Source organism: Pseudarthrobacter sp. MEB009 (assembly GCF_030208875.1).
Taxonomy (GTDB): Bacteria; Actinomycetota; Actinomycetes; order Actinomycetales; family Micrococcaceae; genus Arthrobacter.
Window position 1 is genome coordinate 217,843 of sequence record NZ_JARVTC010000014.1, and the last position, 10,251, is coordinate 228,093.

Genomic DNA, 10,251 nt, shown 5'->3' on the forward strand with positions numbered 1-10,251 from the left:
CCGCCCCGTTAGGGTTGCCTGAGAGCACAAGCAACCCCAGGGGGCCGCAATGCAATCACCCGTCCAGGACAAATCCGCCGCCAAATCCCGGCCAGGAACCACCGGTTCCGCGCACGGCGACGCCACGAAATACGACTTTATGGTGGTGTCCAACAGGCTGCCGGTGGACCGTTGCGCTCCGGGCGACAACGGCGACGACGGCTCGGGGTGGCGTCGCTCCCCCGGTGGACTGGTGACGGCCCTGGCACCCATGATGGGTAAAACAGACGGCGCCTGGGTGGGCTGGCACGGTGCCCCCGACGAAACGCTGGAACCGTTCAGCCACGGCGGCATGGACCTTGTCCCCGTCCAGCTCAGCGACGACGAGGTGGAGCTCTACTATGAGGGCTTCTCCAACGCGACCCTCTGGCCGCTCTACCACGACGTCATCGCACCCCCGGAGTTCCACCGGACCTGGTGGGACGCCTACCGCAAGGTCAACCAAAGGTTCGCCGACGCCGTCGTCCGCCATGCTGACACAAACGCCACCGTTTGGGTCCAGGACTACCAGCTGCAGCTGGTGCCACGGATGCTGCGGAAGGTCCGCCCGGACCTGCGGATCGGATTCTTTAACCACATCCCCTTCCCGCCCCCGGAGATCTTCGCCCAGCTCCCTTGGCGGCAGGCCATCATCGACGGGCTGCTCGGCGCGGACCTGGTGGGCTTCCAGCGCGCCAGCGACGCCGGAAACTTCATGCGCTCGGCCCGCCGCTTCCTTGGCGCCAGCGTCAAGCAGCAGCAGGTCCACGTCAAGGACGGCGACGGCGAAATCACGCACATCGCCCGCGCCCAGGCGTTCCCCATTTCCATCGACGTCCAGCAGATCAGCGAACTGGCCGGCCGGCCGGACATCATTGAACGGGCGCGCCAGATCCGGCAGGACCTGGGCAACCCCAAAACCATCCTGCTGGGTGTTGACCGGCTGGACTACACCAAGGGGATCAGGCACCGGCTCAAGGCCTTTGAGGAGCTCCTGGCGGACGGCAAGCTTTCCGTCGCCGACGCCACCCTGATCCAGGTTGCCTCGCCGAGCCGGGAGCGCGTGGAGCAGTACCGCCTGCTCCGCGAAGAGGTGGAGGGTACCGTGGGCCACATCAACGGCACCTACGACACCCTGGAAAACACCGCCGTCCGCTACCTGCACCACAGCTACCCGGTGGAGGAAATGGTGGCCCTGTACCTGGCCGCGGACGTTATGCTGGTCACCGCGCTGCGGGACGGGATGAACCTGGTGGCCAAGGAATACGTCACGGCCCGGAACAATAACGACGGCGCGCTGGTCCTCAGCGAGTTCGCCGGGGCGGCGGACCAGCTCAAGCAGGCGCTGCTGATGAACCCGCACGATATTGACGGCCTCAAGAGCGCCATCATGACCGCCGTGGACATGCCGGCCCGGGAAGCCTCCCGCCGGATGAAGTCCATGCGCAAGCAGATTTTGGAGCACGACGTCGACCACTGGTCAGCGGATTTCCTGCAGGCCCTGAACGAGAAGGTCATCCGCGATGACACCTGAGGCCCGCCCCGGCCAGGGCCCCCTGGCCCTGTCCCCTGAACTCCGTGCAGCCCTCCGCGAAATTGCCCGCACGGAACACCTGCTGGTGGCCCTGGACTTCGACGGCACCATGGCGCCGATAGTGGGCCACGCGGACGACGCCCGGCCGCTGCCACGGTCGGCTGCGGCGTTCGCAGGACTCGCCGTCCTGCCGCGCACGACGACGGCACTCATCTCCGGGCGCGCACTCGCCAGCCTGAGGGTGGTCGCCTCGCCACCTGTGGACTCCCTGCTGATCGGCAGCCACGGCGCCGAGGCCTGGCTGGGCCCCGGTTCCGCCGGCCTCACGCTGGACGCGGCGCAGGCGGAACTGCTGGCCGAGGTCCGCAGCGCGCTCGCCGAAATCGTCGCCGTGGCACCGGGCACCATGCTCGAGGACAAACCGGCGGGCGTGGTGCTCCACACCCGGCTCGCGGCCGATGACGTCGCCGAGGATGCTGTGGCCGCTGCCCGGTCCCTGCTGCAGGACCGCAAGGGGGTGTTCCTCAAGGATGGGAAACGCGTCCTGGAAACGTCAGTCGTCAACGCCTCCAAGGGTGAGGGGGTAACCTTCCTGCGCCAGATCACCGGAGCCACTGCGGTGCTGTTTGCCGGGGATGACACCACCGACGAGGATGCGCTGGCCCGGCTCGAACCCGGGGACGTTGGCATCAAGGTGGGTTTCGACTTCACCGGGGCACAGTTCCGTGTGGAGGCCCCCATCCATGTGGCGGAACTCCTCGAAACACTCCTGCAGGAACGCAGCCTGGCCGTTGCCGAAGAGGATCCCGGACACACCGGCAGCTGACGCCGTGCCGAACTTCACGTGTGACGTTCGTAACAAAGACAACAAAACGGGCAGCGTCTGGCATACTCTTGCTTGTGATGTGGCGCACAAACACCGTGCGGCATTACCCACTGCCTCCTGGCGCTAGCCGGAACGCAGTGGTGCAAAACAAAACTGAACAAACATGAACCATTCACAACGGATCGTCCGGCACGTACCTGCCGGTGAAGGGATTGATAACTGTGGCTACAGTTACTTTTGATAACGCTACGCGTCTGTACCCGGGCACAGAAAAGCCCGCCGTCGATAAGCTCAACATCGACATCGCCGATGGCGAATTCCTCGTCCTCGTTGGACCCTCCGGTTGCGGTAAGTCCACCTCCCTGCGCATGCTCGCAGGCCTTGAGGATGTCAACGCAGGCCGTATCCTCATTGGCGACCGCGACGTCACCGACGTTCCGCCGAAGGACCGCGACATCGCGATGGTTTTCCAGAACTACGCGCTGTACCCGCACATGACGGTTGCCGACAACATGGGCTTCGCCCTGAAGATCGCCGGCGTTTCCAAGGAAGAGCGCGCCGAGCGTGTCCGTGAAGCAGCAAAGCTTCTTGACCTTGAGCCGTACCTGGACCGCAAGCCGAAGGCACTTTCCGGTGGCCAGCGCCAGCGTGTTGCCATGGGCCGCGCCATTGTGCGTAACCCGCAGGTCTTCCTCATGGATGAGCCGCTCTCCAACCTGGACGCCAAGCTCCGTGTCCAGACCCGTACGCAGATCGCGTCCCTGACCCGCCGCCTGGGCGTCACCACGGTCTACGTGACCCACGACCAGGTCGAGGCAATGACCATGGGTGACCGCGTGGCTGTGCTGAAGGACGGCCTGCTGATGCAGGTCGACACCCCGCGCAACCTGTACGACCGCCCGAAGAACGTGTTTGTCGCCGGCTTCATCGGCTCCCCCGCCATGAACCTGCTCGAACTGCCCGTCGTCGACGGCGGCGTCCAGTTCGGTGGAACGGTTTACCCCGTGCCGCGCAACATCCTCGAAGAAGCCCACGGCAGCACGGTCACCGTTGGTTCCCGTCCGGAAGACCTCGAGACCGCACCGCAGGGTGAGGGCCTCAAGGTCGAGGTCGACGTCGTTGAAGAACTCGGCGCCGACGCCTACGTCTACGGCCACACCACGCTCGACGGCAAGGACCACGACATCGTGGCACGCGTCGACGGTCGCCGTCCTCCGCTGAAGGGCGAGACCCTCTACGTCCGTCCGCAGTCGGGCCACGTGCACCTGTTCGACACCAAGACCGGTCTGCGCCTCGGCGACTGATTCGTTCTGTAACCGGCGGCGGCCCCTTCACTGGAGGGGCCGCCGTCGGCCGTTTAACCCGATGTTTAGCCCAACACCGCAAAGTACGGAAGAATTGAGCCATGACCGAGGAAAACAGCGCCCAGTGGCACGATGAACCCACCGACTACGCGCAGATCGGAAAACTGCCGCGGTTTGTGGCGGCCAGCGCGGACGATGACAAAGCGGCCTCGGTCTCCAGTTCCCTGAACATCACGGCCGCCGCCGCGGACCCCGAGTTGCTGGACCTTCCGTGGCACATCGCCCTGGAGGACTGGCCGGCGGAAAACCTCGCGGCGCTGCCCCGCGGCATCTCCCGGCACATTGTGCGCTTCGCCCATCTGGGCGGTTCCGTGATTGCCATCAAGGAAACGTCCGAGCACGTGGCCCGGCACGAATACCACATGCTCCGCAAACTGGCGCGGCTGGATGTCCCCTGCGTGGAACCCGTCGCCGTCATCACCGGCCGGACCACCATGGACGGCCGCCCCCTCAACCCGGTGCTGGTGACCCGGCACCTGAAGTTCTCCATGCCGTACCGCGCATTGTTCTCGCAGATGCTGCGCAAGGACACCCTGACGCGGCTGATCGACGCCCAGGCGCTCCTGATGGTCCGGCTGCACCTGATCGGCTTCTACTGGGGCGACGTATCCCTGTCCAACACGCTGTTCCGCCGCGACGCCGGCGCTTTCGCGGCCTACCTGGTCGACGCCGAAACCGGCGAGCTCTACCCGGACCTGTCCACCGGCCAGCGTGAGTACGACCTCGAAATCGCCCGGGTGAACATCGCCGGTGAACTGATGGACCTGCTCGACGGCGGCCTGATCGAGGAAAAAGTGGACCCCGTGGCCACCAGCGAACTCATCATGGACAGCTACCGGCGGCTCTGGACTGAGCTGACGGAAAAGGAATCCTTTGAACTTGGCGAGCGCTGGCGGGTGGGTGCCCGGATCCGGCGGCTCAACGAACTGGGATTCGACGTTGAAGAATATGCCATCAAGACCACCCAGAACGGGACCACCATCCAGCTGCAGCCCAAGGTGGTGGACGCCGGCCACCACATGCGGCGGCTGCTGCGCCTCACCGGGCTGGATGCCCAGGAAAACCAGGCACGACGGCTGCTGAACGACATGGACTCGTTCCGGGCCGACAACAACCCGGACATGGACGAGGAATACAGCGCCCACCTCTGGGTCAGCCAGATCTTCGAACCCATTGTCCGGTCCATACCCCGGGACCTGTCCGGCAAACTGGAACCGGCGGAAGCCGTGCACGAGGTCCTGGAACACCGCTGGTACATGTCGGAGAAGCAGGAACGCCACATCCCGCTGGCCGAAGCCGTGCAGTCCTACATCGACTCCATCCTGCGGCACCGCCGCGACGAGGCAGCGATCATGCTCAACCCGGACACCGGGATGCTCAAGATCCTCGAAGTGGAGACCGAGGAGTCCCGCTACGGAGCGGACAGCGAATACCCCGACGCCGACGACTGAGCCTTCCCGCACTGAGCCCTCCCGCAGGGCCGGGGGTCAGCCCCCAACTGGGTCGCAGTTGTTGTCGTTTTGGGCCCTCAAAACGACAACAACTGCGACCCAGTTGGGATGACCGAAGGCTAGATTGCCTTGCCGGGGTTCAGTATCCCGGCGGGGTCGAACAGCGCCTTGATCCTGTGCTGGAGCTCCCGCACGGGTTCAGCCTGCTCCTGGCCCAGCCAGCGCAGCTTGTACTGGCCCACGCCATGCTCACCCGTGATGGTGCCGCCCATGGCCAGCGCGGCCGTCACCGATTCGTCCAGCACCCGTTCCAGGCGGGCCAGGGCTCCGGCATCAACACCCGTCTCCTCCCGGTCCACCCAGAACGTGGGGTGCAGGTTGCCGTCGCCGGCGTGCGCAACAACCTTCAGGTGCACCCTGTGCTCCCCGGCCATGGCTTCCAGGGCCGCCACATAGTCCACCAGCCGTGAGCGCGGGACGGCGACATCCTCGCCCACCCGGTACTGGTCGTCCACCTCGGCGCCCCGGCTGTGCCGTCGCAGTTCCACCAGACGCTGCGCTTCGGCGCTCTCCTCAGTGGTCACCACCGCGCCGCTGTCCTGCAGAACCTGCCGGATCCTGGCTGCTTCAGCTGCAGCGCCGAAGCCGTCCGTCTGGACGAGGAGGAGGGAGCTGCCGCGTGCGCTGAGGTCCGAGCCGTGGATTTCGTCCAGCTGCGCCAGCGTCCCGCCGTCGAGCAGTTCCATGATGGCCGGCTGGACCCGGGCCCGGCCCACGGCGAGGACACCCGCTGCGGCGCGCTTGAAGTCGGGGTAGAAGGCGGCCACGGTGTGCACCTCCTGCGGCAGGTACTTCAGCCGGACGGTGATGCCCACCACAATCCCGAGCGTTCCCTCGGAGCCAACAAAAAGCCCGGTCAGGTCATAGCCCGCCACGCCCTTGAACGTCTGGTGGCCGGTGTGGATCAGCGAGCCGTCGGCCAGGACAACGTCCAGGGCCAGCACCGAGTCCCGGGTGACGCCGTACTTGGCACAGCGGAGACCGCCGGCGTTGGTAGCCACGTTCCCGCCGATGGTGGAACTGCGGTAGCTTGCAGGGTCCGGCGCGTACATCAGCCCGTGGGTGGCCGCGGCCTCATTAAGCACGGCGTTGATGACCCCCGGTTCCACTGTTGCCGTTTCATCGTCGGGGCTCAGGTCCAGGATCCGGTCCAGCCGTTCCAGGGAGAGGACCACGCAGCCGCGCGTGGCATGGGCACCGCCAGACACACCCGTCCCCGCTCCGCGGGGCACCAGCGCCACATTCGCGGCGGCGCAGGCACGCACCACCGCCTGGACCTCAGGTACCGACGCCGGGAACACCACGGCCACGGGAAGGTGGAAGTCGATGATGGGCGCCTGGTCCACCGCGTACCGCCGCAGGGTCCCTTCGGCGGTGTCCACCTGAGCTGCCCCGACGGCAGCCACCAATTCCTCAACCACGCTTTCCACAAAGCCTCCATCCGCCGTCGCACGTCTCCACCCAGTCTAGGTTGAGCGCCGGTGGTGGACGCAGGCTCGGATGCAAGCGCTTCCAGCTCCTGACCTGCGCGGATGGCTTCAACTATCAATAGGCCCTGCAAACCAGACTGGAAGCGCTTTCATTTAATCCGGATTCTGCTCTAAGGTAACTCTCATGACTGTCGAAACTGTGACACCGGACACCACCCTGGCGGCGGGCCCGCTCACGCTGATCCACTCTGCCGATACCATCCCCGGATGGTGGCGCTCCGCCGTGATCTACCAGGTGTACCCACGGTCATTCCGCGACCTCAATGGTGACGGCGTAGGCGACCTCGCAGGCATCACCGAGGAGCTGCCGCAGCTCGCGGACCTGGGGGTGGACGCCGTCTGGCTGTCCCCGTTCTACCGCTCGCCCCAGCGCGACGCCGGGTACGACGTCAGCGACTACTGCGACGTGGACCCCATCTTCGGCACCCTCACCGACTTCGACGTGATGATGGCCGAATCCCACCGGCTGGGGCTCCGCGTGATTGTGGACCTTGTGCCCAACCACTGCTCGGACCAGCACGTCGCCTTCCAGGCAGCCGTGCAGGCGTCCGCAGGCAGCCCCGAACGGGACATGTTCATTTTCCGTGACGGCAGCGGCCCTGACGGCAACGAGCCGCCCAACAACTGGGAGTCGCACTTCGGCGGCCCGGCCTGGACCCGCATCATTGGCACCGACGGCCGCCCGGAACAGTGGTACCTGCACCTCTTCGATTCCTCCCAGCCGGATTTCAACTGGGACAACCCCGCCGTCCATGCCGAGTTCGAGCGGGTCCTCCGCTTCTGGCTGGACCGCGGCGTGTCCGGGTTCAGGGTGGACGTGGCCCACGCGCTGGTCAAGGCGGCAGGTTTGCCCGCCTGGGGCGGCCGCGCGGACGGCAGCAGCAGCGAAGGCTTCCCGGGTTCTGCAGCGCCCATGTTCGGGCAGCCCGCCCTGCATGACATCTACCGCCGCTGGCGGGCAATCCTCAACGAATACGGCCACGACCGCATCCTTTGTGCCGAAGCCAACGTGGACCCGCTGCCCAGGTTGGCCGACTGGGTGCGGCCGGATGAAATGCAGCAGGCATTCAACTTCCCCTACCTGCATGCAGGCCTGGACATCCACCGCCTCCGCGGTGTCATCACCGATTCGCTGGTGGCGCTGGACGCTGTTGGCGCGCCCAGCACCTGGGTCCTGTCCAACCATGACGTGGTCCGCCACGCGAGCCGGTTCGGCTACAACGGGCAGGGACCGCGCGGCGGGGACGGCATCGGCCCCGCAGACCCGCAGCCGGACGTTGCCCTGGGCAGGCGCCGTGCTGCGGCTGCGTCAGTGTTTATGCTGGGCCTGCCGGGCGCCGCGTACCTCTATCAGGGTGAAGAACTGGGACTGCCTGACGGTATCGACATTCCCGAGCAGCTCCGCCAGGATCCCACTTTTGCCCGGACCGGCGGCGAACGCCTGGGCCGGGACGGCTGCCGGATCCCACTGCCATGGCGTGCGGCAGAACCCCACCTCGGCTTTGGACCAGGGGCTGACCCGTGGCTCCCCTTCCCCGACTCGTTTGCCGCCCTGGCGCGTGATCTGCAGACCGGATCACCGGCGTCGCACCTTTCCGTCTACAAGGAAACCCTGGCACTCCGCCGCAACCTGGACCTGGGCCGCGGCTCGCTGCTCTGGGCAGAAGACTGGTGCAGCGGATCCGCGCTGGGCTACGTCAACGGGACTACGCTGGTGCTGATGAACCTTAACCACGAACCGCTGGAGCTGCCTGCAGGCCAGGTCCTGGTCCGCAGCGCCGCCGACGGAACCGACGGCTGGCTCGCTTCCGGCGAAACGGCCTGGATTGCGCTGGGGCAGGGCGGCGCAACGGACTAGCATGCCGGGGATCAAAGAGGTTGCGGACCGGGCCGGCCTGTCGGTGGCCACGGTTTCGCGGGCGCTCAGCGGCAAGGCCAATGTTTCGGCCAAGAGCCGGGAGCGGGCCCGCAGGGCAGCGCAGGAGCTGGGCTTCGTCCCGTCGTACCACGCCGCCAGCCTGGCGTCCGGGCGGAACTACAACATCGGCCTGGTGGTGCCCTATGTGCAGCGCTGGTATTTCGCCTCCGTGCTGGAGGGCGTCTCCGAGACCCTGCTGGATGCCGGCTACGACCTCACCCTCTATAACGTGGGCGAACAGACGGAGCGCAGGAACAGCGTCCTGAGCGACTTCCTGCTGCGGAAGCGCCTGGATGCCGTGATCGCCGTTGCCCTGGTGCTCAGCGAGGCGGAGATCATGCAGCTCCTGGCCGTCCGCAGGCCCCTCGTGGCGATCGGCGGCGCCCTGCCCGGTGCGGCCTCCATCAGGATCGACGATGCCCGCCTTGCGCGGCTCGTCACCGAACACCTCATCCGGCTGGGGCACACGCGGATTGCGCATATGACCGGGGACACTGAATTGAACCGGGACTTCAAGCTTCCGGGCATCCGCCTCAGCGGATACCAGGCTGCGATGGCGGCCGCGGGCCTGCCGGTCCATCCGGACTGGCAGGTCGCGGCGGACTTCACCATCCAGGGGGCATATACGGCCGCCAAGCGGCTTCTGGGGACGGCTTCCGAACGGCCAACAGCGGTTTTCGCGGCGTCGGATGAGATGGCGGTGGGCACCATCCTCGCGGCCAGGGACTTCGGCCTCCAGGTCCCCCGGGACATCTCCGTGGTAGGCCTGGACGGGCATGAACTTGGCGAGGCCTTCGGGTTGACCACCATCGACCAGAATCCCCGCGGCCAGGGCAAGCTCGCCGCTACAACGGCGCTTGAGCTGCTGGATACGGCCTGGAACTCCGACGCCGATGCAGCACCCATCCCTGCGCCCGACTACGAATACCCCACGGACTTTGTCATCCGCACCAGCACGGCCATCCCGCCAACGAAACCCTAGCTGTGGTGTCCTAGCCGGCAGACCCCATAAAGCGGGAGTAGCGGGCCAGGATCAGCGGCCACGCCGCAACGTACCCTGCCCGGGTGGCAGCGGGATCCTCGGCGCCCTCCCAGCCCTCATGGAGCACCTTGACCTCTGCGCCGCCCTCGACGGCCCTGAAGACCACGCGGAGCTCAGTGGACCACAGCGCCGTTGAGCCGGGGTGCCAGGTGGCGTGGAAGGACAGCGGCGGCTGCCAGTCGTCAAGGGTTCCCCAGATACTGGTCCTGCCATCGTCGGCGGTCTCCAGGATGAGGTTCTCCTCGAACTCCACGTAGGACCCTGCCCCGTAAGCCCCGTGCTCTTCAAGGGGCCACCAGAGGTGTGTGTGGTCCGTGAAGCCAGCGAAGGCGTGGGCTACGGTTCCGGGCACCACAACGGTTTCGATGACCGGGACGAGCTCAGGAGGACCGGGCTGCGCCGGACTGCCGGGCTGTACAGGGCTTCCATGCTGGTCCTGGCCGTGGCTGAAGAGGCTGTTCATGAGCCCCGATTCTACCGGACCTGCCTTGTCCGTCCCGTCTGTCCCTCACCGTTACGCTATCGGTTGTGGTTGTTATTCGGGGTGT

8 protein-coding genes are annotated in these 10,251 nt (G+C 66.4%); 6 read left to right on the forward strand and 2 right to left on the reverse strand.

What is annotated here, in order from left to right:
• The first annotated feature begins 49 nt into the window (after positions 1–49).
• The 4 genes from QRN07_RS15335 to QRN07_RS15350 all read left to right on the forward strand — a co-directional run bounded on the left by QRN07_RS15335 (position 50) and on the right by QRN07_RS15350 (position 5,193).
• Complete coding sequence (locus QRN07_RS15335; RefSeq protein ID WP_050686557.1) at positions 50–1,552, forward strand: alpha,alpha-trehalose-phosphate synthase (UDP-forming); 1,503 nt, start codon at positions 50–52, stop codon at positions 1,550–1,552.
• Positions 1,542–2,378, forward strand: a complete 837-nt coding sequence (gene otsB / locus QRN07_RS15340; protein WP_056596012.1) for a trehalose-phosphatase — start codon at positions 1,542–1,544, stop codon at positions 2,376–2,378. The genes QRN07_RS15335 and otsB overlap by 11 nt, the downstream gene beginning before the upstream one ends.
• Before the next feature lie 221 nt (positions 2,379–2,599).
• Positions 2,600–3,682, forward strand: a complete 1,083-nt coding sequence (locus QRN07_RS15345) for an ABC transporter ATP-binding protein (RefSeq protein WP_050686555.1) — start codon at positions 2,600–2,602, stop codon at positions 3,680–3,682.
• Between the two features lie 101 nt (positions 3,683–3,783).
• Entirely contained in the window at positions 3,784–5,193 is a 1,410-nt protein-coding gene (locus tag QRN07_RS15350) for a DUF4032 domain-containing protein (RefSeq protein WP_050686554.1), read from the forward strand.
• Between the two features lie 119 nt (positions 5,194–5,312).
• On the opposite strand, the gene QRN07_RS15355 is transcribed toward QRN07_RS15350, so the two are convergent.
• On the reverse strand, positions 5,313–6,683 hold the full coding sequence (locus QRN07_RS15355) for an FAD-binding oxidoreductase (RefSeq protein WP_050686553.1): 1,371 nt from the start codon (positions 6,681–6,683) through the stop codon (positions 5,313–5,315).
• 184 nt (positions 6,684–6,867) lie between these two features.
• Between QRN07_RS15355 and QRN07_RS15360 the strand changes: the two genes are divergently transcribed.
• Positions 6,868–8,601: a glycoside hydrolase family 13 protein gene (locus QRN07_RS15360; RefSeq protein ID WP_285241462.1), complete on the forward strand. Its 1,734-nt coding sequence runs from the start codon at positions 6,868–6,870 to the stop codon at positions 8,599–8,601.
• Position 8,602: 1 nt separating this feature from the next.
• On the forward strand, positions 8,603–9,643 hold the full coding sequence (locus QRN07_RS15365) for a LacI family DNA-binding transcriptional regulator (protein ID WP_050686551.1): 1,041 nt from the start codon (positions 8,603–8,605) through the stop codon (positions 9,641–9,643).
• 10 nt (positions 9,644–9,653) lie between these two features.
• Here QRN07_RS15365 and QRN07_RS15370 read toward each other — a convergent pair whose 3' ends face one another.
• Positions 9,654–10,166, reverse strand: a complete 513-nt coding sequence (locus QRN07_RS15370; protein ID WP_050686550.1) for an SRPBCC family protein — start codon at positions 10,164–10,166, stop codon at positions 9,654–9,656.
• Between the last annotated feature and the right edge of the window lie 85 nt (positions 10,167–10,251).

What these genes read in the sequence shown, in the direction of transcription:
- QRN07_RS15335 (WP_050686557.1), top strand. Translation starts at nt 50, where the DNA reads ATGCAATCACCCGTCCAGGACAAATCCGCCGCCAAATCCCGGCCAGGA.
- otsB (WP_056596012.1), top strand. Translation starts at nt 1,542, where the DNA reads ATGACACCTGAGGCCCGCCCCGGCCAGGGCCCCCTGGCCCTGTCCCCT.
- QRN07_RS15350 (WP_050686554.1), top strand. Translation starts at nt 3,784, where the DNA reads ATGACCGAGGAAAACAGCGCCCAGTGGCACGATGAACCCACCGACTAC.
- QRN07_RS15360 (WP_285241462.1), top strand. Translation starts at nt 6,868, where the DNA reads ATGACTGTCGAAACTGTGACACCGGACACCACCCTGGCGGCGGGCCCG.
- QRN07_RS15365 (WP_050686551.1), top strand. Translation starts at nt 8,603, where the DNA reads ATGCCGGGGATCAAAGAGGTTGCGGACCGGGCCGGCCTGTCGGTGGCC.
- QRN07_RS15370 (WP_050686550.1), bottom strand. Translation starts at nt 10,166, where the DNA reads ATGAACAGCCTCTTCAGCCACGGCCAGGACCAGCATGGAAGCCCTGTA.